Source organism: Thermoactinospora rubra, from assembly GCF_002093975.1.
GTDB classification, from domain to species: domain Bacteria; phylum Actinomycetota; class Actinomycetes; order Streptosporangiales; family Streptosporangiaceae; genus Nonomuraea; species Nonomuraea rubra_A.
Window position 1 is genome coordinate 223,462 of record NZ_KZ084325.1, and the last position, 23,379, is coordinate 246,840.

Sequence of the window (23,379 nt, forward strand, 5' to 3'; positions counted from 1 at the left end):
TAGGCGGCTATTTCGTGAATCGGGTCACATGGTCAGCTCGCGGACCTTCTCGATGAGCCGCACGCGCTGCTCGTGGGTGGGCGCCAGCGGGGTGACGTTGAGCGTGGTCACGCCGGACTCGCGCATGGCCTGGAGGCGGTCGCGGACGAACCCCTCCGAGCCGATCAGCGACATGCCCTCGATGAGCTCGCGCGGCACCAGGGCGGCGGCCTCGTCCTTCCGGCCCGCCAGGTACAGCTCCTGGATCTGCTCGGCCTCCTTCTCGAAGCCGTAGCGGCGGGCCAGGTCGTTGTAGAAGTTCTTGCCCTTGGCGCCCATGCCGCCGATGTAGAGCGCGGCCATCGGCCGGCCCAGCTCGACGTACTGCTCCACGTCGTCGCCGATGGCCAGGAACGCCTGCCCGACGATGTCCAGCTCGCCGAGCTCGGGCGCGCGCCGGGCCTTGCCGGCGGCCAGCGAGGGGCCCCACACGTCGGCGGCCTTCTCCGGCAGGTAGAAGATCGGCTGCCAGGCCTCGGCGATCTCGGCGGCCAGCTCGACGTTCTTGGGTCCGATGGCGGCGATGAGGACCGGGATGCGCTCGCGGACGGGGTGGTTGATCAGCTTGAGCGGCTTGCCCAGGCCGGTGCCCTGCTCGGGCGGGAGCGGCAGCGTGTAGTGCTTGCCCTGGTAGGCCAGGCGCTCGCGCCGCCAGACCTGGCGGCAGATCTCGATGACCTCCCGGGTACGGCCCAGCGGCGCGGTGTACGGCACGCCGTGGAAGCCCTCGATCACCTGCGGCCCGGAGGCACCCAGGCCGAGGGTGAAGCGGCCGTCGGAGACGTAGTCCAGCCCGGCGGCGGTCATGGCCAGCAGCGCCGGGGTGCGCGTGTAGATCGGCAGGATGCCGGAGGCGATCTGGAGGCGCTCGGTCCTGGCCGCGATGTAGCCCAGCTGGCTGACCGCGTCGAAGCTGTAGGCCTCGGCGACGAAAACGATGTCGAGCCCCGCCTTCTCGTAGTCGGCCAGCTCGGCGACGGCCTCCTTGAAGCCGCCGGAGTAACTGAGCGCCATCCCGATCCGCATGCCGTAGCCCTCCAAACAGACGAAAGTTCGGTCCCTAGCGTAGCCCATCGCCGCTAACGTAAGCCGCGTGCTGAAACGGGGTGTGATCGTCGTCTCCGTCCTGCTCGCCGCCGGTCTGGCGGGGCACAGCCTGATCCCTCCCCTGGGCGGGGTGACCACGGTGGCCGAGAGCCTGCTGCCCTGGTTCGGCTGGGCGGTGCCGGTGCTGCTGCTGGCGGCGTTGCTGGCGCGTTCCAAGGGCGCGGCACTGGCCGCGCTGCTGCCGGGCCTGGTGTGGGCGGTCATGTTCGGGCCGGTCGCGCTGGCCAGCCCGCCGGGCGGCAGGAGCGACCTCAAGGTCGGCACCGTCAACGTCGGCGTGCGCAACAACGCCTCCGGCCATGCCGTACGCGCCATCGCCCAGGACCTCGACGTGCTCGCCGCGCAGGAGCTCACGCCGGGCGGCCCGGCCGCCAAGCAGCTCAACCAGATGTTCGAGCACTCCTACACGGTCTCCACCGTGGGCCTGTGGAGCCGCTTCCCGATCACCGACCGCAAGCCCATCGACCCCGGCCTGGGCTGGAAGCGCGCCCTGCGCGCCGTCCTGAAGACCCCCAAGGGCGAGGTCACCGTCTACGTCGTGCACCTGGGCTCGGCCCGCCCCGGGGACACCGCGCTGCGCGACAGGTCGCTGTCCGCCGTGCGCAAGCTGGTCGACGCCGACCCCAGCGAGCGGATCCTGCTGCTGGGCGACCTCAACACCGCCTCCACCGACCGGGGGCTGCGCGGGCTGGCCCCGCCCCTGCTCGACGCGCAGCGCGAGGCGGGCGACGGGTTCGGCTTCACCTGGCCCTCGTCGTTCCCGGTCACCCGGCCCGACCACATCCTCTACCGGGGCATGACGGCCACGAGCGCCACGGTCGCGCCCGCCACCGGCAGCGACCACCGCGCCGCCGTGGCCGCGCTGCGGCTGTGATCAGCGGGAGGGGTGGAGGTGGGTCAGGTCCTCCGGGACGTCGATGTCGCGCGGGTCGCCCGGCACCTCCACCTCGGTCACCAGCTCGGGGCGGGCCTGGAAGAACGCCCTCGCGCCCACGTCCCCCACGGCGTGCCGCGCGACCTCCTCGAAGTGCTCGCGGGCGATCAGCACCGGGTTGCGGCGGCGCCCGCCGTACGTCGCCACGGCCACGCTCGCGCCGCTGTCGATGAGCATCCGCACGGCGCGCGGCTGCACGAACGGCTGGTCCACCAGGGCGACGACCACGGCCTGCGCGTGGGGCGGCAGCGCGGCCAGGCCCACCCGCAGCGAGGAGCCCATGCCCGTGCGCCAGTCGGGGTTGGGGACCACGATCGCGCCGCTCACCTGCGGCATGGCCGCGCCCAGCACCACCACCACCGGATGGCAGCCGCCCTCCTCCAGGACGCGCACGCCCCGGTCGACCAGCCGCTCGCCCTCGTGCTCCAGCACCGCCTTGGGCGTGCCCAGGCGGGTCCCCGCTCCAGCGGCCAGCAGCAGCCCGGCCACGCTCGATCGCTTCATGCCTTTACTGCTCCCATCGTGAACCCGGTGATAAACCGGTCGAGGAACAGGTTGAACACCAGCGCGATCGGGACGGCGACCAGCACCGAGGCCGCCTGGAGCGACTGCCAGTAGAAGACGTCGCCGCGGATCAGCTCGGTGGGCACGCCGGTGCTGACGACCTTCTCGGCGGTGGGCGAGACGAACGCGAGCGCGTAGATGAACTCGCTGGCCGTCAGCGTGAAGGCGAAGACCACCACGGCCACGATCCCGGGGAAAGCCAGCGGGATCACCGTGCGCACGAACGCGCCGAGCCGGCTGTGCCCGTCGACCATGGCCTGCTCCTCGACGTCCTTGGGGATGGCCTTGAGGAAGCCCATGAGCAGCCAGACCGACACCGGGATCGTCATCGTCGGATACACCAGCACCAGCGACCAGGTGGAGTCCTGCAGGCCCAGGGCGACGACCATCCGGGACAGGCTCAGGAACAGCAGCGACGGCGGGATGAGGTAGATCATGAAGATGGTCACGGCCATCCATCCCGCCCACGGCCGCTCCAGCCGGGCCAGGGCGTAGGCGGCGGGCAGCGCGAAGGCGAGCGTGATGAGCACCACGAGGCCGCCCACCCACAGCGTGTTCCACACGAACGTCAGGTAGGCGGTGTCGGTGAACAGGTAGCGCACGTGGTCGGCCGTGGGCGCCGGGTCGAACCAGAACGGGTTGTGCGTGGTGTCGACCAGGTCCCTGTTGAGCTTGAACATCGTGATCATGCTCCACAGGAACGGCCCTGCGCACAGCAGGGCGCACAGGACGGCGGCCGCGTAGAGAGCCAGGCGTCTCATGTGACCTCCATCCGGCGTACGGCGCGCAGGATCGCGATCGCGGCGGCCAGCAGCAGCGGGAAGAGGAACAGCGCGATCGAGGCGCCCTGGGCCACGTCGCCGCCGCTGATGCCGCGGATGTAGGCCCAGCTCGCCAGGACCTCCGAGGAGTGGGTGGCGCCGCCCCTGGTGAGCACGTACACGACCGTCATATCGGTAAATGTCAGGATCGCGCCGAAGAGGGCCGCCACGGCGATCACCGGAAGCGTCAGCGGGATGGTCACCTCGAACATCCGCCGCCAGAACCCCGCCCCGTCCATCCTGGCCGCCTCCTCGATCTCCCTCGGGATGGCGACCAGGCCGGCCATGACGATGACGGCGGCGAGCGGGGTCAGGCGCCAGACGTGGACGGCGATCACGGAGACCATCTCCAGGGTCGGCTCGCCGAGCCAGTTGAGGTTGCCCTCGATGAGGCCGATCCTGCGCAGCACCCAGTCGATCGGGGAGTAGATGGAGTCCAGCAGCCACAGCCAGGCGACCGCGCTCAGCGCGACGGGGGTGGTCCACGGCAGCAGGACGAGGAAGCGGATCAGCCACTTGCCCCTGAAGTCGGCGACGAGGATGTTGGCCAGGATCTTGCCGAAGACGACGATGAGCAGCATCGAGACGGCGGTGAACAGGAAGGTGTTGCCCAGGGCGCGCCAGAACACCGGGTCGTCGAAGTTCCTGGCGAAGTTGGCCCACCCGGCCCAGTCGAAGCTCGGGTCGCCCACGGTGACGTCGGAGAACGCCAGCGCGACGGCCAGCGCGAACGGCACGGCCACGAGGGCCAGGATGTAGATCACCGACGGCAGCATGAACAGCCAGGCGAGCGCGCCCTCCCGGTCGGCCAGGGTGCGCCTGGCTCCCCCGGTCATGGCGGGTCCGTCCGGCGGCCCGTGGCGGCGTCGAAGTAGCGCAGCTTCTCGCCCCGGATGGAGAAGTCGTAGGTGCGCCCCGGCTCGATGGGGGTCAGGACGGTGGCGGGCAGGCGCGCGATGACGCGGGTCGGCTCCCCCAGGCCGGTGGCGGTGCCGTACACGTGCCGGTCCCCCGACAGGTACTCGATCCGGTCGACGTCGAGCTTGAGCGTCACCCGGTCCTCGGCGCCGAGCTCCAAGGGCAGCAGGTGCTCGGGGCGGAAGCCGACCAGGCGGCCGTCGCGCGGCACGAGGTTCATGGGCGGCGAGCCGATGAAGGTGGCCACGAAGGTGTCGGCCGGGTCGTCGTAGACCTCGATGGGCCGCCCGATCTGCCGGAGCGTGCCGGACTCCAGGACCGCGATGCGGTCGCCCAGCCCCATGGCCTCGGTCTGGTCGTGGGTGACGTAGATGGTGGTCGTCCCGATCTCCTGCTGGAAGCGCTTGAGCTCGTCGCGGGCCGAGGCGCGCAGCTTGGCGTCGAGGTTGGACAGCGGCTCGTCGAGCAGGAACACGCGCGGCTGGCGGACCAGGGCGCGGGCGAGCGCGACCCGCTGCCGCTCCCCGCCCGACAGCTGCCGCGGCTTGCGGTCCAGCAGGTGCTCGATGCCGAGGAGCCCGGCCGCCCAGCGGGCGCGTTCCTCGCGCGCCCGCTTGTCCATCCCCTCGGCCTTGAGCGGGAAGACGATGTTGGCCAGGACCGTCTTGTGCGGGTACAGCGCGTAGGACTGGAACACCATGGCGATCTTGCGGGCGCGCGGCGGCAGGTCGTTGACCACCTGGTCGCCGATGAGCACCTGGCCCGAGGTCGGCTGCTCCAGCCCCGCGATGGTGCGCAGCAGGGTGGTCTTGCCGCAGCCGCTGGGCCCGAGCAGCACCAGGTACTCGCCGTCGGCGCTGCGCAGCGAGACCCCGTCCACCGCGCGCACCTTGTCGTAGTGCTTGACGAGGTCGCGCACTTCGACTGTACTCATGGCTCCGCTCCGCTCCGCGGCTCGGGCGCGCTCATCCGGCCACCAGGCCGCGCCGGCGCCAGTTGTCGAAGATGCGGCGGACCTCGCGGTCGGCGTCCTGGACGGCCCTGGCCGGGGTCGCCTCGCCACGCGCCGCCCGCGCCATCATGTTGGGCAGCACGAACGTGCCCAGCACCTCCCCGACGGCCGGGTTGGCCGGGCCCGGGTAGCCGATGTTGACGCTCCAGTCGACGGCCGTCTTGAGCAGCGACAGCTTGTTCGCCGGCTTCGCGCCGAACGGGTCGTTGTCGAGCCAGCCGTTCAGCTGCGGCACCAGCGACGGCCAGGCCGGCAGGTCATACAGCCGCGAGTGGTAGGTCACGGCCGCGAAGTTGGCCGTGTAGTGCAGCAGGAACTCCTTGGCCGCGTCCACGTTGCGGGCGTGCCGCGGGATGATCCAGTTGTACATGACGTGCTGGGCGGCCAGCGCCTTGGCGGGGCCGCGCAACGCCGGGACGAAGAAGATGTCGTCGGCCACCGCCGGGTTGGCGCTCTGGGCGGTGCGCCAGGCGGAGATCGAGTTGAGGATGTAGGACAGCTTCCCCGCGACCAGGCCCTGGTTGTTGGACGCGGCGTTCCAGGAGAAGATCTCGTTCGTCATGGTCTCCTTGAACAGGCGGACCATGTACTCCACCGCCGCCACCGCGGCGTCGGACCTGAGCGTCACCTCCTCCTGCTCGTTCTGCTCGGCGGCGCCGAAGGACCACAGGCAGGCGCGGGCGGCCATGTTGGAGTCGACCTCCTGGGCCATGCCCAGGCCCATCTGGACGTTCTTGCGCCTCTTGATCTCCGCGCCGCCCCGCAGCAGGTCGTCCCAGGTGGCCGGGCCGTTGGGGAAGCCGGCCTCGCTCCACAGGGACTTGCGGTAGTCGCCGGGGTCGGGGGACCAGCCGGGCGAGAAGGCGTAGAACTTCTCGGTGTTGGGGTTGAAGGAGGACTTGCGGCACAGGTCCAGCTGCTTGCCCCAGCGGTTGTCGGCCTCCTTCACCACGTCGGTCAGGTCGTGCACGCCGGGCTCGTACTGCGAGAGCGTGGTGATGTTCTGCAGCAGGTCGTGTCCCTGGCCGGCCTGCATCTCCGCGGCGATGCGGGCGGGCAGGTCGTTGACGGAGATCTGGTCGACGCGGACGTTGACGCCCGCGCGGCGGCCCCAGTCCTGGACGAACCCCTTGAACCAGGCGTCGTGGCTGGGGACGAAGTGCGACCACATCAGGATGGTGAGGTCGCCGGAGAGCTTGGAGGTGGGAGGAGCGTAGGTGACCTGGGGACCCCCGGCGGCCTGGCCGGTCGGCCGGGGCCCCTCGGTCTCGCTGGCGCAGGCGGCCAGCGTCACGGCGGCCGCACCGCCCAGAAATCCTCGCCTGGTCAACTCGGAGGACATCTTTCGACGGTAATCCTCCGGCGACTGTTTGTGTATACGCCGGGTCCGGGACCCGGTCAGGGCTCGCCGTGGATGCGTCCGTCGGTGTCGGTCAGCGGCCGGCCGCTGCCGCCCCAGCGCGTCTGGATGAGCTCGGCGGCGATCGACACGGCCGTCTCCTCGGGGGTGCGGGCGCCGAGGTCCAGCCCGATGGGCGAGCGCAGGCGGGACAGCTCCTCCTCGCTCAGCCCGGCCTCGCGCAGGCGCTTGAGCCGGTCCTCGTGGGTGCGGCGCGAGCCCATGGCGCCCACGTAGCCGGCCGGGGTCCGCAGGGCGACCTCCAGCAGCGGCACGTCGAACTTGGGGTCGTGGGTGAGCACGCAGATCGCGGTCCGCTCGTCCACCTTGACCGACGACAGGTAGTCGTGCGGCCACTTCACCACGACCTCGTCGGCGTCGGGGAAGCGCTTGGCGGTGGCGAAGACCGGCCGGGCGTCGCAGACGGTGACGTGGTAGCCGAGGAACTTGCCGATCCGCGCGACCGCGGCGGCGAAGTCGATCGCGCCGAACACCAGCATCCTGGGCGGCGGAGCGAAGGACTGGACGAAAACGGCCAGCTCGTCCAGGCGGCGCTCGCCCTGCGGGCCGTACCGCCGGACGCCGGTCAGGCCCTGGGCCAGCATGCCGCGCACGTCGTCGTCGACCGCGTCGTCGAGCCGCGGCACGCCGAGGGAGCCGCCGGCGCGGTCGGGCCAGACGACGCGGCGCGCGCCGACCCTGCCGGGGCCGGAGATGATCGTGGCGACGGCGACGGGCTCGTGCCGCCGTACCGACTCGTAGATGTCCCCCATTTCCGGATATGTCTCGATCGAGACGGGTTCGACGAAGACGTCGATGATGCCGCCGCAGGTCAGGCCCACCGCGAACGCCTCGTCGTCGCTCACGCCGTACCGCTGGAGCACCGGCTCGTCGATCTCGGCGGCCAGCTCGAACACCGCGCCCTCGACGCATCCGCCGGAGACGCTGCCGACCACCTCGTCCCCGCGCACCGCCATGGCCGCGCCCGGGGGCCGCGGCGCGCTCTTGAAGGTGCTCACCACCGTGGCCAGGCCGAAGCGCAGTCCGGACCGCCACCACCGCATGATGTCGGGCAGCACGTCACGCATGGGCGAGCCTTTCGCTGAGGTCCTCGTAGGCGGCCAGGCTGTGCCCGGCCACCAGCTCGTCGATGTACGGCAGAGCCGCTCGCATGCCCCCGGTCAGCGGCTGGAAGCCCTCGTGTCCCTTGTGCGGGTTGACCCAGATGACCTTGTGCGCCTGCCGGGACAGCCGGGCCATCTGCTCCCCCAGCAGCGACGGGTCGCCGCGCTCCCACCCGTCGGAGGCGATAACCACGATCGCGCCGCGGGCGCTGTGCCGCCGCAGGAAGTCCCGCAGCTCCTCCCCCAGCCTGGTGCCGCCGCTCCAGTCGGGGATGGCCCTGGACACCTCGGCCATCGCGGTGCCCGGGTCGCGGTGGCGCAGCTCGGCGGTGACGGGGGTGAGCCTGGTGCCCACCGAGTACACCCTGGTCGCCCTTGGCTCGCTCCTGACCAGCGCGTGGGCGAAGCGCAGCAGCGTCTCGGCGTAGCCGGTCATGGACCCGCTGATGTCGGCCAGCAGCACGACCCTGCGCGGGCGGGTACCGTGCACGCGGTGCAGCAGCCGCGCGACCTCGCCGCGCTTGAGCGCCGCCCGGATGGTCCGCTGCCGGTCCAGCCGGCCGCGGCGGGCCGCGCGGAACCTCCTGGAGCGGCGCCGCGCCCGCCGCCCGGCCAGCAGCGCGAGCATCCGGTGCACCTCGGCCCGCTCCGCGTCGGTCAGCCGGGTGACGTCGCGGTGCCGCAGCACCTCGGCCCGGCTCGCGCTGACGCGCAGCACGCGCCCCTCGCCCTCGCCGGTCCCCTCCTCGGCCGCCGCCACGCCCCGGGTGACCGTCCTGGCCGCCGTACGGCTCGCGCGCAGCCCGCCGAAGTAGGCGGCGAAGCAGCGGTCGTAGCGGGGCAGGTCGTCGGGCGAGGCGCACATGGTCAGGCGGCCCGCCCAGTAGACCTCCTCGCGGTCGGTGACGTCGAGGTGCTCCAGGGCGCGCAGGAGGTTCTGCGTGCGTTCGTGGTCGGCCGCCACCCCCGCCGCCCGCAGCGTGCGAGCGAAGCCGATCATGGTGGCGGCCAGGCTCACAGCAGCCGCCTCTCCAGCACGGTCTGGACGTCCTCGCGGTACTTCAGCGCCGCGCCCAGCGTGACGGCGGCCAGGTCGGGATCGAGCTCGCGGGCGCCGAGCGTCATCAGCGCCTCGGCCCAGTCGATGGTCTCGGCGATCCCCGGCGGCTTGACCAGCTCGGCGGCGCGCAGCCGCTCGGCCGCCCTGGCGACCTGCGTGGCCAGCTCCTCGGTGCAGCCGGGCAGGCGGCGCAGCAGGATGGCCACCTCACGGTCGAAGTCGGGGTGCTCCAGCCAGTGATACAGGCAGCGCCGCTTGAGCGCGTCGTGGACCTCGCGCGTGCGGTTGGAGGTGACGACCACCACCGGCGGCGTCTCGGCGCGGATCGTGCCCAGCTCGGGGATGGAGATGGTGAAGTCCGACAGCACCTCCAGCAGGAACGCCTCGAACTCGTCGTCGGCCCGGTCGACCTCGTCGACCAGCAGCACGCTCGGCTGGGTCTCCAGCGCCTTCAGCAGCGGCCGGGCGATGAGGAAGCGCCGGTCGTAGACCTCGCCCTCCAGCTTGGCCACGTCGGTGACGCCCGCCGCCTCGGCCGCCTTCAGGTGCAGCAGCTGGCGGGCGAAGTCCCAGTCATACAGGGCCTGGGCCGAGTCGATGCCCTCATAGCACTGCAGCCGGATGAGGGGCGCCTCGAGCAGCTCGGCCAGGACCTTGGCCAGCTCGGTCTTGCCGACCCCGGCCTCCCCTTCCAGGAACAGCGGCCGTCCCATCCGCAGCGCGAGGAAGGCGGCCGTGGCCAGGCCCTCGTCGGCCAGGTAGGCGTGCCGGTCGAGCAGCTCGATGAGCTTGCTGGGCGATTCGATGTCGACCGCCCTGAGCGTGCGCGCCTGCGCTGTTTCACTGGGCACGCTTTCAGCTTACGGCCCCTCGGCGGCCTCGCCGCGGCTGTGGATCAGGGCTTCCAGCTCGGCGGTGGCCCTGCGGGCCCGGGCCTTCTCCGAGCCCTGGATGCCCATCGCGCCGACGGTCGTGCCGTCGGAGAAGTCGATCCTGGGCCAGGGCTCGCCCGGGACAAGGGAGACGTCGATCACCTCGGCCCAGGTCCGCCGGTGGGTGCGCAGGGGGTTGACGACGGTGATGCCCTGCTCGTCGGCCTCCACGCGCACCCTTCCCAGCAGGTGGAGCACCCAGGCGACGAGCCCGGCGAAGACGACCAGCGCGATCCGGTCCGACAGCGCGAACGGCTCGGCGATGAGGACGGCCATCACCACCGCGCCGAGCACGATGAGCACGGCGAAGCCGTACGCGACGATCCTGCCACGGCGGGGACGCCAGACCACGGGCAGGTCGGGCGGGGTCACGTGCTCGGCCACGGCTAGTAAACCTACAGGCTCCGCAGCACCAGGGCGGTCTCCAGGGCGGCCACGGCGGACTCGTACCCCTTGTCCTCCACGCTGCCGGGCAGTCCGGCGCGCGCCAGCGCCTGCTCCAGCGTGTCGCAGGTGAGCACGCCGTTGCCGACCGGCGTCTCCTCATCCAGCGACACGCGGGTGAGCCCGGCCGTGACGGACTCGCAGACGTAGTCGAAGTGCGCCGTCTCGCCCCTGATCACCGCGCCCAGCGCCACCACGGCGTCGTGCCGGCGGGCCAGGCGCTGGGCGACCACGGGGATCTCCAGCGACCCGGCCACGCGCACGACGGCCGCCTGCGCGCCGCTGTCCTCGCAGGCCCGCAGGGCCCGCGCCACCAGCTGGTCGGTGATCTGGGCGTGCCAGCTGGCGGCGACGATGCCCACGCTCAGCCCCTCGGCCGCCACGGGAGCTGCCGCGGGCCTGCCCTGTCCGCTCATGTGTAGTGCCCCAACCTGTCGCGCTTGGCCTGCAGGTACTTCTCGTTGTGGGGGTTGGCCGCCACCGGCATCGGCTCGCGTCCCAGCACCTTGACCCCGTAGCCGTCCATGCCGCGGACCTTGGCCGGGTTGTTGGTCAGCAGCCGGACCGACTTGACGCCCAGGTCGGCCAGGATCTGCCCGGCGTTGGAGAACTCCCGCGCGTCCACCGGCAGCCCCAGCTCCAGGTTGGCGTCGACGGTGTCGACGCCGTTGTCCTGCAGCCCGTACGCCTTGAGCTTGGCCAGCAGGCCGATGCCGCGGCCCTCGTGCCCGCGCACGTAGACGACCACGCCCCGGCCCTCGGCGGCGATGGCGGCCATCGCGGTGTCCAGCTGGACGCCGCAGTCGCAGCGCAGCGAGCCGAACACGTCGCCGGTCAGGCACTCGGAGTGGGCGCGGACCAGGACGTTCTCGCCGCCCTCGACGTCGCCCAGGACCAGCGCGAGGTGCTCGCCGCCGTCCAGGGCGCTGGCGTAGCCGTAGGCCTGCCACATGCCGTGCCTGTTGGGCAGGCGGGTGGTGGCCACGCGGGTGACCATGCTCTCGGTGCGGCGGCGGTAGTCGGCCAGCTGCTCGATGGAGATCAGCGCCAGGCCGTGGGCGTCGGCGAACTGCCTGAGCTCCGGCAGGCGGGCCATGGTGCCGTCGTCGTTGACGATCTCGGCGAGCACGCCTGCGGGGCGCAGCCCGGCCATCCGCGCCAGGTCGACCGCGGCCTCGGTGTGGCCGCGCCGTACCAGCACCCCGCCCGGGTGGTAGCGCAGCGGGAAGATGTGGCCGGGGCGGACCAGCTCCTGCGGCTCGGTGGCGGAGTCGGCGAGCGTGCGGATGGTCTTGGCGCGGTCGGCGGCCGAGATGCCGGTGGTGATCCCGTCGCGGGCGTCGACGCTGACCGTGTAGGCGGTGCGCAGCCGTTCGCGGTTGTCGTGGACCATGAGCGGCAGGCCGAGCCGGTCCAGCTCCTTGCCCTCCATCGGCACGCAGATCACGCCGCTGGTGTGGCGGATGGTGAAGGCCAGCAGCTCGGGGGTGGCCTTGGCGGCGGCGAAGATCAGGTCGCCCTCGTTCTCGCGGTTCTCGTCGTCGACGACCACCACCGGTCGGCCGTCGCGGATGTCGGCGACGGCCCGTTCGACCGGGTCGAAGCGGATCGGGTCAAGCATGGGCCACCGCCGGGCGCCGCGACTGCTTGAGCCAGTTGACGAAGCCGATCACGGCCAGGACGAAGAAGACGACGTAGACCGAGCCGTTGAAGTAGATGCCGCCCCGGAAGGCGACCGGCACGCCGACGAGGTCCACGAGGATCCAGATGATCCAGAACTCGACCAGCGCCCTGCTCATCGCCCAGGTCGCCACCGCGCCGCCGACGAAGATGTAGGCGTCGGCCGCGATCAGGAAGTACTTCTCCGGCGGCTGCGCGTGCTCGCCCCACGACCAGCCGGTCAGGTAGAAGAAGACCCAGAAGGCCGCGGTGCCCAGCACGATCGCGGCCAGCATGCCCAGCCGCTCGCGGGCGGTGCCCTGGCGGATGACGAGCTCGCCCTCCTCGCGGATGCCGCGCTGCCACTTCCAGAAGCCGTAGACGGCCAGGAGGGCCATCATCGCGTTCTTCAGGATGCTGCCGGCGGCCGGGATGGTGGCGTACGCCATGATCAGCAGCACGGCGGCGGCGAACTGGATGGGCCAGTTCCAGATGGACTTGCGCATGGCGAGCAGGACCGGGATGAGCGCGGCGATGCTGCCCACGAAGTCGGTCCACAGCACGTGCAGGCCAAGCAGCTGGAATCCCGCCTCGGCCCAGTTCATCGCGCCACCAGCTTCTCGACGTACTTGGCGATCACGTCGACCTCGAGGTTGACGCGGTCGCCGACCCGCTTGCCGCCGAGCGTGGTCAACTCCAGCGTGGTGGGGATGAGGCTGACCCCGAAGCCGTCCTCGTCCACCGTGGTCACCGTGAGGCTGACGCCGTCGACGGCGATCGAGCCCTTCTCGGCCACGTAGCGGTTCAGCTCACGCGGCAGCGAGATGCGCACGTCGTCCCACCGCTCGCCCTTCACGCGCTCGACGATCGTGCCGGTGCCGTCGACGTGGCCCTGCACGATGTGGCCGCCCAGCCGCTGGTCGGCCCGTACGGCTCGCTCCAGGTTCACCCTCGCGCCGGGCTCCAGCCGCGCCAGCGCGGTGCGCTCCAGCGTCTCCCGCATCACGTCGGCCGTGAACACCTCGTCCTCGACGTCCACGACGGTCAGGCACACGCCGTCGACGGCGATGGAGTCGCCGTGCCGGGCGTCCTGGGTCACCGTCTTGCCGCGCACCGCGAGCCGGGCCGAGTCGCCCAGCGTTTCGAGGGCGACGACCTCGCCCGTTTCCTCGACTATCCCGGTGAACATCACCGCTCCTTAGCACTCGTGGGGGTGCCGGCCCCGCGCGGGCGCGGGGTCCGGGCCGATGGTCGTTGTCGTTGAGGAACCCGTCCGACGCCTCGGGGCTTCCTGGGAGGGGCCGTCGGGGTACGGCGGGCACCGTGGCGAACACCGTGGCGGGCACGGGTGCCCGGCGGCGGGGACGGGTTTCTCGTACGGCGAGCACAGGCGGGCACGCGGCCCGGAGAGCCGTAGGACGCGGGGAGCTCCCTGAAGCGGTCAGGACGCGGGGAGTCGCATGACGCGGGGAGGGCCCGGCGGCGGGACGCGGCCGCGCCGCGAGGGCGCGGCGGCGCCGAGCGGGCGCCGGTGGTCTCGTCCACCCCCTGGACCTCCTGCTTCGCAAGGAGCTGCCCCGGGGGTCTTGCCGCGATGCGTCAGCATCGACGAAGGCGCCCGGCCGCCTGGCCGGACACCCGCGTGCTTCCTCCCATCCGGACTTTCACCGTCGGTCCCGGAATTCCACCGGGTCAACCGGCCGATGGCTTCGGCCGGGTCGCGGACTGTCACCGCCGGTTCGGACTTTCACCGACCCCGGAGCACGCTAGCTCGAAATGACTCCTCCAAGTGTGCCATGCCGGAAACGGCGGGCGCGAGGCACCCCCATCATGTCAACCAAGCGATCGCTTGGTCAAACTCACGCGGCCATGAGGCTCCGCGCCCGCCGGGCGTCCGGCCCGTAGCGCACCTGCGCGGGCACCAGGCCCAGGCTGGTGTGCAGGGTCTTGAGCGTGGCGGTGGCCCACAGGTCGCCCACCGGGGTGGCGGGCAGCCCGTACAGCCGCCTCGCCCAGCGCGGCAGGGTGGCGAAGGCGAGCAGGGTGAGCGCGGGCAGCACGGGACGCAGCGGGGCGAGCTTGAGGGGCAGCGGGGCGCTGAACGACAGCCGCAGCGGGTGGGCCGCCTCCGGCACGAACCGCAGGCCCGGACGCTGGGCGGCGATGTAGTCACGCAGCTCGGCGACGCTGCCGGGCACCTCGTCGGCGCTCAGGCCCACGACCTCGGCGGCGCGCCGCCACTCGGCGACGAACCGGTCGGCCTCCTCGTCGCTCAGGCGCACCCCGGCGCGGCGGGCGACCGACAGGTAGGAGTCCACCTCGCCGACGTGCACCCAGCGCAGGGCCTCGGGGTCGTCGAGGTGGTAGCGCTCGCCGGTGTCGGGGTCGAGCGCGGTCAGGGTGGCGTGGATGCGGCGCACCCTGCGCCCGGCCCGTTCCACCTCTTCGAGCGTCCCGTAGGTCCTGACGCGGACGAACTCGCTCGTGCGCATGAACCGCGACCAGGCTTCGCGGGGGTCCATGAGGGCGGAGTTCTGCAGCACGCCGCGCATGGCGCGGGGGTGCAGGCCCTGCATCAGCAGGGCTCGGAAGCCGCCGACCAGCAGGATCGGCTCGCCCATCACGCGCCAGGTCACCGACTGGGGGCCGAAGAGACCGTGGTCCATGCTCCCACCTCCTGTAAGTGGATGGTTACCCACGCTGGCGCGGACCTACACGGCCCTCCGACGGTCGGCGACGGACACAGGGCAGCGGGCAAAAGTAATGGGCATAACTACGCATTGCCGCTCCGCTCTCCGCGCTGGGAGCCTTAACCCGGAACCGACCTCGGCGGGTGGCAATGATCATCGAGTTCGCGATCGCGGTGGCTCAAGGCGTCGTCTCATCCATCATCGTCGACTTGATGCGGGGCAAGCGGGACACCGCACGGAAACAGGAGATCGAGGCCGCCGCCGCCTCGATCGCCCGCGAACGCGCATCGTTGAGCACCGAGCAACTGGATGAGGTCGTCCGGAAGGTGATGGACGAGATCGCGGAGATCGTCAAGCGCAACCCCGACCTCACCGTCGGGCCGCTCGGCGGCGTCAAGCTCGCCAGGCAGGTGGCCAAGAAGAACACGCCCGACGTGCGGGAGCAGTTGCTCGTCGAACAGCTCGCCCGGCTCAACGACATCGTCGCCCAGCGCAGGGCGTCCCTCGGCCTCCCGCTGGGCCCACCGCGGCCCCCGGCGGAGAATCCGGCCGATGCCGTCCAGTACGAGCGAATCGAGGGCACCGGCCCGGACTCGGAGCTGTGGCGGGCGGAGCTGGAGGCGATGAAGCGGCGCGTCCACGAGCGGCGTGTCAACCCGCCGGAGCCGAGCAGGCACAGGACGGGCGATGAGTGACACGAAGATCTCGCACAGATTCCGCCGCGAAGTCATCCTGCACCTGTACAAGAACCTCATGCCCGTCCCGGACCCGTCAACGCCGCTGATCCTCGGCATTCACGGTCCGTCCGGCGAGGGCAAGACCTACCAGTGCGAAAGACTCATCGAGCAGCTCGGGATCGAGCCGGTGCTCGTCTCGGGCGGCGAGCTGGAGAGTGTGGAGGCGGGCGAGCCAGCCAGGCTGGTCAGGGACAAGTACCTGAAATGCGCCAGGATCAGGGCGAACGGCGGCCGCGGTTTCCACCCGGCGGTGCTGATCTTCAACGACATCGACGCCGCCATCGGCAACTGGGGCGACATGGTCCAGTACACCGTGAATCGGCAGAACATCTTCGGTGAGCTGATGCATCTGGCCGATTTCCCACACGACGTCGACGGCCAGCGGGTACGGCGTGTGCCGATCATTCTCACGGCCAACGACTTCACCAAGCTCTACGGCCCGCTGATTCGGCCGGGGCGCATGCGGTCGTTTCCGTGGGTGCCCTCTCGCGAGGAGAAGGCCGCGGTCCTGGCGAGCATCTTCCCCGAGCTGGAAGGCGGCCATCCGGCGCTGCTGGAGGAGTTCCCCGGCATGCCGATCGCGTTCTTCGCGGCCATCAGGAACGACCTGGCCGACAACCTGTTATGGGAACACATCGCCGCCATCGGGCCGCTGGAGGCGATGAAGCGGATCTCCGACGGGCTCCAGCCCAGGATTCCCCGGAACGTCACCCTGGCGGACATCATCGCCACCGGCCACGCCATCCGGGAAGCCAGCAGTCACGTCAACCACCTGTGGAGCAACCCGTGGCATTCACCTACGCCAGATCCCGAACGGAGACGACCTCCTTCACCCTGACGCGGATGGACGCGCTGATCTCCCAGGTGCGCATCGCCCTTCGCCGCACCTACATCGCCTCCTCCACCATCGAGAAGGTGTCCAGGGGGATACGGAACCAGTGGATCGAGAAGATCACCATCTGCGGCGAGGACACGAGCGGCCTCATCTGGTGCCAGCTCGCGCTCCGCATCGACTGGGCCAGGCACCAGCTCCACATGACCGCGGGCAGGACGACGATCACCTATGACGAGCGGTGGACCGACGGCACCTCGATAGAGCTCGACGAGGCCCTCAGCCTTTACGACCGCTACATACGGAGCAAGGGATCCGCGCTCACCTCGCGCGTGTACGTCTACTACATCTCCGGCATCACGCCGACGCAACGGGCCGACATTCAGCGGGCGCTCGGGTTCGTCACCGCGCAGCCCCGGAAATGGGCCGGCGAGCAGTCGGGGACCACCATGATGATCCCCGAGCTCGACGAGATAACGGTGGACTTCGGCATGGTCATCTAGTCTCCGCGAGGGCGCGGAGGCGGTCGACGGCTTCGGCGGGGTCGGCGGCGCCGTACACGGCGTTGCCCGCGACGAAGACGTCGGCGCCCGCCTCGGCGCAGCGCTTGATGGTGTCCTCGGCGACGCCGCCGTCGACCTGCAGCCACACCTGGCCGCCGTGCCGGTCGATGAGCCGGCGGGCGCGCCGGATCTTCGGCAGCACCATGTCGAGGAAGCGCTGCCCTCCGAAGCCCGGCTCGACCGTCATGAGCAGCAGCATGTCGATCTCCCCGAGCAGGTCCTCGTACGGCTCCACCGCCGTACCCGGATTCAGCGCGAGCCCCGCCCGCGCCCCCGCCGAGCGGATCTGCCGCAGGGTCCGCACCGGCGCCTTGGCCGCCTCGGCGTGGATGGTCACGCTGCCCGCGCCCGCCTCGGCGTACGCGGGCGCCCACCGGTCGGGGTCCTCGATCATCAGGTGGCAGTCGAGGGGCGTGGTGGTGGCCTTGAGCAGCGCCTCCACGACGGGCAGGCCGAGGGTGAGGTTCGGCACGAAGTGGTAGTCCATGACGTCGACGTGCAGCCAGTCGGCGTTGGGCACCCGCGCGGCCTCGTCGGCGAGCCTGGCGAAGTCGGCGGACAGGATGCTGGGTGAGATCTGTACGGCCATGATGGCACCGAGTCTAGGACGCGGCGGCCTCGACCTTCGCGCGGCGGCCGCTCATCCCGCCTTACGCAGCAGGGCCAGGAACATCGCGTCGGTGCCGTGGCGGTGCGGCCAGAACTGGGCGTGCGGGCCGTCGCCGAGGCCGTCCACCTCGGGCAGGAAGGCGCGTGCGTCGAGTTGCTCCAGCTCCGGATGGCGTTTGAGCGCGTCGGCGACGACCACCTGGGTCTCGGCCAGGTGCGGCGAGCAGGTGACGTACGCCACGACGCCGCCGGGACGCAGGGCGTCGATCGCGCTGTCGAGCAGGCGCCGCTGGAGCGCGGTCAGCTCGGGGACGCCGGCCGCGCCGCGCCGCCATCTGGCCTCGGGCCTGCGGCGCAGGGCGCCCAGTCCGGTGCAGGGCGCGTCGAGCATGATCCGGTCGAAGGCGCCCGGGCGCCAGGCCGGCTCGGTGCCGTCCGCGGTGATCACGGCCGCGTCGGCGGTGGCCTGGCGGACCAGGCGGGCGCGGTGGTGCTGCACGTCGGCCGCCAGCAGCCGGGCGCCGCCGGGGAAGGCCACGGGGGCCGGCGAGCCCTCGGCTGCCGGGGAGCCCGGGCCCGCCGGGTCGCCGTGCGTCGCGATGGCGTCGAGCAGGCCCGCCTTGCCGCCGGGACCGGCGCACATGTCCAGCCAGACCTCCCGCTCGCGGCCGTCGAGCGGCACGCGCGTGAGGGCGAGGGCGACGAGCTGGCTGGCCTCGTCCTGGACGGCGGCGCGATACTCGGCCACCGCCGGGATCCTCCCCGGGTCGCCCTCCGGCAGGTAGGCGGCGTACGGCGACAGGCGCGCCCGCCGCGCCCCGGCCTCCAGCAGCTCCTCCACCGAGGCGCGGCCCGGCCGGGCGACCAGCGTGACCGCCGGGCGGGCGTTGTCGGCCTCCAGCAGGGCGGGCAGTTCCCGCTCCCCCACCGCGTCGCGGAGGGCCGAGACGATCCAGCGCGGATGGCTGTGCACGACCGCCAGGTGGCCGACCGGGTCCTCCTCCGCGGAGGGGGCGACGATGGCCGTCCACTCCTCCAGGGTCCGCGCGCCGACCTTGCGCAGCACCGCGTTGACGAACTTCGCCGCGCCCGGGCCGATGCGCAGCCGCGCCAGGTCGACGGTGGTGCCGACGGCGGCGTGCGGCGGGATGCGCATGCGCAGCAGCTGGTGGGCGCCCAGGCGGAGGGCGTCGAGCACGTCGGGGTCGGGGCGGCGGTCCACGCACACGTCGATGATCGCGTCGTAGGTACCCTGGCCGCGCAGCGTGCCGTACGCGAGCTCGGTGGCCAGGGCGGCGTCGCGGCCCGTCAGCCCACGCTCGCGCAGCAGGCGGGGCAGGAGCAGGTTGGCGTAGGCGTCGCGCTCGCCGACCGCCCTCATCAGGTCGTAGGCGGCGTTGCGGGCCTCGTCGCGGGGCGGCTTTCCGGTACGGCCCGCGTGCCCGCGCGACCCGCCACGGCCCCGCCCGCGAGAGCCGGAGTCGCCCCGTCCGCGAGAGCCGCCCCGCCCTCGCCCGCCGGTGCCCGAGTCGTCGCGTGCCGCCATCAGGCGAGCCGGTCCTCGGGCGCCGGCCGCACGCCGCGGGCCCACTCCACCGCGGTCATCACCCGCTTGCCCTGCGGCTGCACCTCGCCCAGCTCCACGGGGTGCGTCCCCGTGCCGACCAGGACCGCCTTCTTGCCGGCCGAGATCTCGCCCGGCTTGAGCCGCTCGGCGCCGGGCGCGAGCCGTACCGGGCCCAGCTTGACCCGCTGGCCGCGGAACTCGCTCCACGCGCCCGGGCTGGGGGTGCAGGCCCGGATGAGCCGGTCGATGCGCATCGCGGGCGCGGCCCAGTCGACGCGGGCGTCGTCGACCGTGAGCTTGGGGGCGTAGGAGACGCCCTCCGGCGGCTGCGGCCGGGCCTCCAGGGTGCCGTCCTCGATCCCGTCGAGGGTGGCGACCAGCAACTCCGCCCCCGCCTCGGCAAGCCGTTCCAGCAGGGCGCCGCTGGTGTCGTGCGGCTGGATCCGCTCGGTGAGCACCCCGTAGACGGGCCCGGCGTCGAGCTCCTTGACGATCTGGAACGTGCACGCCCCGGTGATCTCGTCGCCGTGGAGGACGGCGTGCTGCACCGGAGCCGCCCCGCGCCACGCGGGCAGCAGGGAGAAGTGCAGGTTGACCCATCCGTGCCGGGGGATGTCGAGCGCGGCCTGGGGCAGCAGCGCGCCGTAGGCCACGACCGGGCAGCAGTCGGGCGCCAGCTCCCGCAGCCGCTCCAGGAAGGCGGGGTCGGAGGCCTTGGCGGGGCGCAGGATCTCGATGCCGGACTCCTCGGCCAGCTGCGCCACGGGCGAGGGATGCACCTTGCGCCCGCGGCCGGACTGCGCGTCGGGCCTGGTGACCACGGCGACGACCTCGTGGCGGGGCGAGCCGATGAGCGCGCGCAGCGACGGCAGCGCGGTCTGCGGCGTGCCGGCGAAGACCAGGCGCATGGCTAGAGCGCCTTCCCGCGGGTCGCGTGGGGCGAGAACTTGACGGTGGGCGGCTGCAATCCGCTCCACTCGGCCTCGCGGATGGCCTTCATCGCGAGCTTGCGCTGCTTGGGGTCCATCCGGTCGATGAACAGGATGCCGTCGAGGTGGTCGGTCTCGTGCTGGAAGCAGCGGGCCATCAGGTCGGTGCCCTCGAGCACGATCGGCTCGCCGTACATGTTGAAGCCCTTGGCGACGGCCCGGACGGCGCGCGGGGTCGGGAAGCTCAGGCCGGGGAAGGACAGGCAGCCCTCCTCGCCCTCCTCGTCCTTGTCCTCCGACAGGTCCAGGTCGGGGTTGACCAGGTGGCCCAGCTGGTCGTCGACGTAGTAGGTGAACACCCGCAGCCCCACGCCGATCTGCGGCGCCGCCAGGCCCGCGCCCGGCGCGTCGAGCATCGTGTCGGTGAGGTCCTTCACCAGCTTGCGGAGCTCCTTGTCGAAGTCGACGACCGGCGCCGCCGGGGTGCGCAGCACCGGATCTCCGAACAACCTGATCTTCTGGATCGCCAAGTGACCTCTCCGTTTCCTCGCGGGATCACTCCAGTTTAAGGGCGCTCAGCGATCGGGCCCGCATCGCCGCCTTGCGCGCCAGCTTGGCCACCGCGGGGTCGTCGTGGTGGGAGGCGAGCAGGTCCAGGACGGCCAGGCCGTCGGGGTGGTCCGCCTCCGGCAGCCGCGTCACGAGCCCGGCCAGGTCCTCGTCCAGGCCGCCGAGCGTGGCCGGGGCGTCGGACAGGTACAGCAGGGCCGCGAGCGTGTCGACGGCCAGCCAGGTGTGGTCCTCGGGCGCCAGCGGCGGGGCGTCCAGGTCGCGGATGTGCAGCCAGGACGCGGCGTAGCGCCACAGTGACGGCTCCCGGAGCGCGGCGCGCAGCGCGGGCTCGGCCTCGGGGCCCAGCTCGTCCAGGATCGTGCGGACCACTCCACGCTCGCCCGGGTTGCCCCGGGCGGCGATCGCGACCAGGGCCTCGGCCGCGTCGATCGGCGGGCGGCGCTCCAGCCAGGTGCCGATCGCGCTGGGGGTGACCTCGCCGGCCACCATGGCGGCCACCAGCCGCGGGGCGTCGAGCTCGGCGAACACCTCCACCTGGGCGACCGTGGGCACGTCGTGGCCCTCGCGGCGCAGGTCCTGCCGCACGCCCCACACCCCCAGCGGCGTGAGCCTGACTCGCCCGGCCCCGCTGGGCTCCACCAGGCCGCAGTACGCCAGCAGGTCCAGGGCCGCCTGGAGCTCGTGAAGAACCGACCTGCCGGGGTAGGGCCCGCAGGCGACCTCGTGGGACTGCAGGATGCCGCGCGCCAGGGCGGCGACCGACACGCCGGCGCGGACCGAGTAGACGGTGGCGAGGGTCTCGACCAGGTGCTCGTCGATGAGCGCCGAGCCGGTCAGCCCGTCTTCCGCGCGGTCCAGGACGTCCATGACCACGCCGTCCCAGAACTCCAGCGTGGCGCCGTCGCCCCGGTCCAGGGTGAACGGGCCGGGAGCCGCGTGGCCGCGGGCGATCGTCAGCAGGCGGCCGTTGACCGCCACGATCCAGGCCAGGCGCAGCCTGGAGGGGGTGATGTCCAGCTCCAGTCCGGCCCGTGTGGCGTCGGCCTCCGTGAGGTGCCCGCCGGAGATGACCGGCCGCACACCGGTCCAGGCGGCCAGCCGTACGGCGTCGCGCACCAGCGGCACCGCCGCCACCTGCGCGGCCAGCTCGGCGTCGGTCGCGATGTCCACCGGGGGGAAGCTCAGGCGCCGGCACGCCGGGCAGCCGCACCCGGTGGTGGCGGGCCGGTCCGGCCTGGTCGCCGCCGGCCATCCGGCCCCGGCCGCGACCTTGAAGGCGGACAGGTCGAAGACGTTGTTTGCCACTCAGGCAACTTACTGCACACCAGTAACACGGTTAGCCCGTTCGGCACCGCCGGCGGGAGCGCCGCTTCAGCCGATCGCCCGGGAGCGGGCCTTGAGCGCCGCCTTCCGCGCGGCCTTGGCCAGCTTGCCGTCGGGCAGGGCGCGCCCCAGCAGCTCCAGCACCTCGACCACGTCGGGATGGTCGACCCGCCACATCTCCTCGATCATGTGCGCGGGCGGCCCGGAGGCGGCGATGTTCTCGGCGAACATCTCCGGATCCTCCTGCGCCGCCGGCATCGCCAGCGCGAGCATGTCCACGCTCACCCACAGCAGCTCCTCGCGCGTGAGCGGCGGCGCCGGCAGCCCCCTGGCCGACAGCCAGTGGATGGCGTGCGGCCGCAGCTCCGGGTCGTCCAGGCAGGCGCGCACCGCCGGCTCGGCCTCCGGCCCCAGCCGGTCGACGATCGTGATCGCGATGCCCCGCGCCACGGCCGGCGCCCCCGAGGCCGTGCCCAGCAGCTCCGCCGCGGCCTCCGCCGGGGTCCGCCCCTCGAGCCAGCGCCGGATGTCCTCCTCGGCCAGCTCGGTCGGGATGCCCTGGAGCAGCCCCTCGATCAGCCCCATCGCGTCGGCGTCGGCCAGATCGGGCGCCTCCGGGGAGTCGACGCCGCGCTCGAGGTAGTACTCGCGCAGGCCCCACACCGCCAGCGGCGTGAGCGCCACGGTCCCGCCGGGCTCCCCCGGCTCCCCCGACACCTCCACCAGCCCGCACCGCGCCAGGCCGTCGAGCGCCCGCCCGACGTCGACCCGGTCCTCCACGACCTCCTCGACGTACTCCGCCACCAGCGACGCCGGCACCGGCAGCTGCAGCCGATACAGCATGTCGAACAGGTCGTGCAGCTCCGCGTCCAGCGCGCGCGACCCGGTGACCGCCCCGCCGGTGTCACGCTCCATCACCTGCTCCACCAGCAGCGTCCACCGGTCGAGCGGGTCGCCGCCGGGCGGCAGGCCGAGCGGGGTGTCCGGGTCGTTGAGCAGGGGGACGGCACGCGCGGCCGCCTCCAGCTCCTCCCGTGGCGCCAGCCGTACGGCGGGCAGCGGCGACGGCTCGCCCGACGGGATCGAGACCGGCTGCTCCAGCGCCTCCGGCCCGATGGAGCTGAACAGGCTCTTGGTCACCCCGAAGTTGGCCGGGTCGGCCAGCGCGGCGGGCATCTTCTCGGCGATGTCGGCCAGCCGCTCCCGCATCGCGTCGGCCCTGGCCTGGTCGATCTCGCCCCTGGCGAGCAGGAAGTCCACCAGGGTGTGCGCCGCGGCCACGGTCTCCGCCGCGCTCTCCGGCGGCGTGATGACCTTGCGCGGGTAGATCGACAGCAGCAGCTCGTCGAAGGTCGACGGGGTGAAGTCGCCCAGCCGCTCGACGCTCAGGTAGTCGCTGGCGTAGTCGCACAGCAGCCGGACCTCGTCGGCATCCACCTCGACATGCTGCTCGCGCCCCCACGCTCGCAGGTCGTCGATGGCTCGGTTCACCCATTCGATGGACACAGGGAGACGCTACCAATGTCGGACCCACCCCTTGGAC

Annotated in this window: 25 protein-coding genes and 1 riboswitch; of the genes, 4 read left to right on the forward strand and 21 right to left on the reverse strand. The window is 72.2% G+C overall.

Going from position 1 to position 23,379, the window contains the following annotated elements:
* Nucleotides 1–24: 24 nt before the first annotated feature.
* Nucleotides 25–1,065 carry an LLM class F420-dependent oxidoreductase gene (locus BSB02_RS03550; protein ID WP_084956682.1) on the reverse strand — a complete coding sequence of 347 codons (1,041 nt, stop codon included), beginning with the start codon at nucleotides 1,063–1,065 and terminating at the stop codon, nucleotides 25–27.
* Nucleotides 1,066–1,132: 67 nt separating this feature from the next.
* On the opposite strand from BSB02_RS03550, the gene BSB02_RS03555 reads away from it, so the two are divergent.
* A complete protein-coding gene (locus BSB02_RS03555) occupies nucleotides 1,133–2,020 on the forward strand; it encodes an endonuclease/exonuclease/phosphatase family protein (protein ID WP_240506150.1) in 888 nt (295 codons plus the stop codon).
* On the opposite strand, the gene BSB02_RS03560 is transcribed toward BSB02_RS03555, so the two are convergent.
* The 14 genes from BSB02_RS03560 to BSB02_RS03625 form a co-directional block, all read right to left on the reverse strand.
* Nucleotides 2,021–2,584 (reverse strand): nucleotidyltransferase family protein, encoded by a 564-nt coding sequence (locus BSB02_RS03560; protein ID WP_084956684.1) that lies wholly within the window; start codon nucleotides 2,582–2,584, stop codon nucleotides 2,021–2,023.
* Nucleotides 2,581–3,405 (reverse strand): carbohydrate ABC transporter permease, encoded by an 825-nt coding sequence (locus tag BSB02_RS03565; RefSeq protein ID WP_084956686.1) that lies wholly within the window; start codon nucleotides 3,403–3,405, stop codon nucleotides 2,581–2,583. Before BSB02_RS03565 ends, BSB02_RS03560 begins: the two co-directional genes overlap by 4 nt.
* Nucleotides 3,402–4,301 carry a carbohydrate ABC transporter permease gene (locus BSB02_RS03570; protein WP_084956688.1) on the reverse strand — a complete coding sequence of 300 codons (900 nt, stop codon included), beginning with the start codon at nucleotides 4,299–4,301 and terminating at the stop codon, nucleotides 3,402–3,404. The genes BSB02_RS03565 and BSB02_RS03570 overlap by 4 nt, the downstream gene beginning before the upstream one ends.
* The gene (locus BSB02_RS03575) at nucleotides 4,298–5,317 is read right to left on the reverse strand and encodes an ABC transporter ATP-binding protein (protein ID WP_084956690.1); all 1,020 of its coding nucleotides are present in this window, start codon (nucleotides 5,315–5,317) and stop codon (nucleotides 4,298–4,300) included. Before BSB02_RS03575 ends, BSB02_RS03570 begins: the two co-directional genes overlap by 4 nt.
* Before the next feature lie 31 nt (nucleotides 5,318–5,348).
* Nucleotides 5,349–6,737, reverse strand: coding sequence for an ABC transporter substrate-binding protein (locus BSB02_RS03580; RefSeq protein WP_143590197.1), 1,389 nt, complete (start codon nucleotides 6,735–6,737; stop codon nucleotides 5,349–5,351).
* 56 nt (nucleotides 6,738–6,793) lie between these two features.
* Nucleotides 6,794–7,882 carry an XdhC family protein gene (locus BSB02_RS03585; protein ID WP_084956692.1) on the reverse strand — a complete coding sequence of 363 codons (1,089 nt, stop codon included), beginning with the start codon at nucleotides 7,880–7,882 and terminating at the stop codon, nucleotides 6,794–6,796.
* The gene (locus BSB02_RS03590; protein WP_240506151.1) at nucleotides 7,875–8,936 is read right to left on the reverse strand and encodes a vWA domain-containing protein; all 1,062 of its coding nucleotides are present in this window, start codon (nucleotides 8,934–8,936) and stop codon (nucleotides 7,875–7,877) included. The genes BSB02_RS03585 and BSB02_RS03590 overlap by 8 nt, the downstream gene beginning before the upstream one ends.
* The gene (locus BSB02_RS03595; protein WP_240506152.1) at nucleotides 8,933–9,829 is read right to left on the reverse strand and encodes an AAA family ATPase; all 897 of its coding nucleotides are present in this window, start codon (nucleotides 9,827–9,829) and stop codon (nucleotides 8,933–8,935) included. Before BSB02_RS03595 ends, BSB02_RS03590 begins: the two co-directional genes overlap by 4 nt.
* Nucleotides 9,830–9,838: 9 nt before the next feature.
* On the reverse strand, nucleotides 9,839–10,294 hold the full coding sequence (locus tag BSB02_RS03600; protein WP_084956694.1) for a PH domain-containing protein: 456 nt from the start codon (nucleotides 10,292–10,294) through the stop codon (nucleotides 9,839–9,841).
* An 11-nt stretch (nucleotides 10,295–10,305) separates the two neighbouring features.
* On the reverse strand, nucleotides 10,306–10,770 hold the full coding sequence (gene ribH / locus BSB02_RS03605; RefSeq protein WP_084956696.1) for a 6,7-dimethyl-8-ribityllumazine synthase: 465 nt from the start codon (nucleotides 10,768–10,770) through the stop codon (nucleotides 10,306–10,308).
* On the reverse strand, nucleotides 10,767–11,975 hold the full coding sequence (locus tag BSB02_RS03610) for a bifunctional 3,4-dihydroxy-2-butanone-4-phosphate synthase/GTP cyclohydrolase II (protein WP_084956698.1): 1,209 nt from the start codon (nucleotides 11,973–11,975) through the stop codon (nucleotides 10,767–10,769). The genes ribH and BSB02_RS03610 overlap by 4 nt, the downstream gene beginning before the upstream one ends.
* Nucleotides 11,968–12,618, reverse strand: a complete 651-nt coding sequence (gene pnuC, locus BSB02_RS03615) for a nicotinamide riboside transporter PnuC (RefSeq protein ID WP_084956700.1) — start codon at nucleotides 12,616–12,618, stop codon at nucleotides 11,968–11,970. The genes BSB02_RS03610 and pnuC overlap by 8 nt, the downstream gene beginning before the upstream one ends.
* Entirely contained in the window at nucleotides 12,615–13,202 is a 588-nt protein-coding gene (locus BSB02_RS03620; protein ID WP_084956702.1) for a riboflavin synthase, read from the reverse strand. Before BSB02_RS03620 ends, pnuC begins: the two co-directional genes overlap by 4 nt.
* Before the next feature lie 449 nt (nucleotides 13,203–13,651).
* A riboswitch (FMN riboswitch) is annotated at nucleotides 13,652–13,782 on the reverse strand.
* A gap of 90 nt (nucleotides 13,783–13,872) precedes the next feature.
* A complete protein-coding gene (locus BSB02_RS03625) occupies nucleotides 13,873–14,679 on the reverse strand; it encodes an oxygenase MpaB family protein (RefSeq protein WP_084956704.1) in 807 nt (268 codons plus the stop codon).
* A 173-nt stretch (nucleotides 14,680–14,852) separates the two neighbouring features.
* Here BSB02_RS03625 and BSB02_RS03630 point away from each other — a divergent pair, with 173 nt between their 5' ends.
* Genes BSB02_RS03630 through BSB02_RS03640 form a run of 3 tightly spaced genes read left to right on the forward strand, consistent with a single transcriptional unit; the run spans nucleotide 14,853 to nucleotide 16,775 of the window.
* Entirely contained in the window at nucleotides 14,853–15,398 is a 546-nt protein-coding gene (locus BSB02_RS03630; RefSeq protein WP_084956706.1) for a hypothetical protein, read from the forward strand.
* A complete protein-coding gene (locus BSB02_RS03635; protein WP_084956708.1) occupies nucleotides 15,391–16,278 on the forward strand; it encodes an AAA family ATPase in 888 nt (295 codons plus the stop codon). Before BSB02_RS03630 ends, BSB02_RS03635 begins: the two co-directional genes overlap by 8 nt.
* 5 nt (nucleotides 16,279–16,283) lie before the next feature.
* Entirely contained in the window at nucleotides 16,284–16,775 is a 492-nt protein-coding gene (locus tag BSB02_RS03640; RefSeq protein ID WP_084956710.1) for a hypothetical protein, read from the forward strand.
* On the opposite strand, the gene rpe is transcribed toward BSB02_RS03640, so the two are convergent.
* From rpe to BSB02_RS40450, 6 genes are all read right to left on the reverse strand, one after another.
* On the reverse strand, nucleotides 16,768–17,424 hold the full coding sequence (rpe, locus tag BSB02_RS03645; RefSeq protein WP_084956712.1) for a ribulose-phosphate 3-epimerase: 657 nt from the start codon (nucleotides 17,422–17,424) through the stop codon (nucleotides 16,768–16,770). The genes BSB02_RS03640 and rpe overlap by 8 nt on opposite strands.
* A gap of 51 nt (nucleotides 17,425–17,475) precedes the next feature.
* Entirely contained in the window at nucleotides 17,476–18,990 is a 1,515-nt protein-coding gene (locus tag BSB02_RS03650; RefSeq protein ID WP_084956986.1) for an RsmB/NOP family class I SAM-dependent RNA methyltransferase, read from the reverse strand.
* The gene (fmt, locus tag BSB02_RS03655) at nucleotides 18,990–19,919 is read right to left on the reverse strand and encodes a methionyl-tRNA formyltransferase (RefSeq protein WP_084956715.1); all 930 of its coding nucleotides are present in this window, start codon (nucleotides 19,917–19,919) and stop codon (nucleotides 18,990–18,992) included. The genes BSB02_RS03650 and fmt overlap by 1 nt, the downstream gene beginning before the upstream one ends.
* Nucleotides 19,920–19,921: 2 nt before the next feature.
* Nucleotides 19,922–20,470, reverse strand: coding sequence for a peptide deformylase (gene def, locus BSB02_RS03660; protein ID WP_084956717.1), 549 nt, complete (start codon nucleotides 20,468–20,470; stop codon nucleotides 19,922–19,924).
* 25 nt (nucleotides 20,471–20,495) lie between these two features.
* On the reverse strand, nucleotides 20,496–21,818 hold the full coding sequence (locus BSB02_RS03665; RefSeq protein ID WP_206184490.1) for a hypothetical protein: 1,323 nt from the start codon (nucleotides 21,816–21,818) through the stop codon (nucleotides 20,496–20,498).
* Between the two features lie 66 nt (nucleotides 21,819–21,884).
* The gene (locus tag BSB02_RS40450; RefSeq protein ID WP_084956719.1) at nucleotides 21,885–23,342 is read right to left on the reverse strand and encodes a hypothetical protein; all 1,458 of its coding nucleotides are present in this window, start codon (nucleotides 23,340–23,342) and stop codon (nucleotides 21,885–21,887) included.
* Nucleotides 23,343–23,379: the final 37 nt, after the last annotated feature.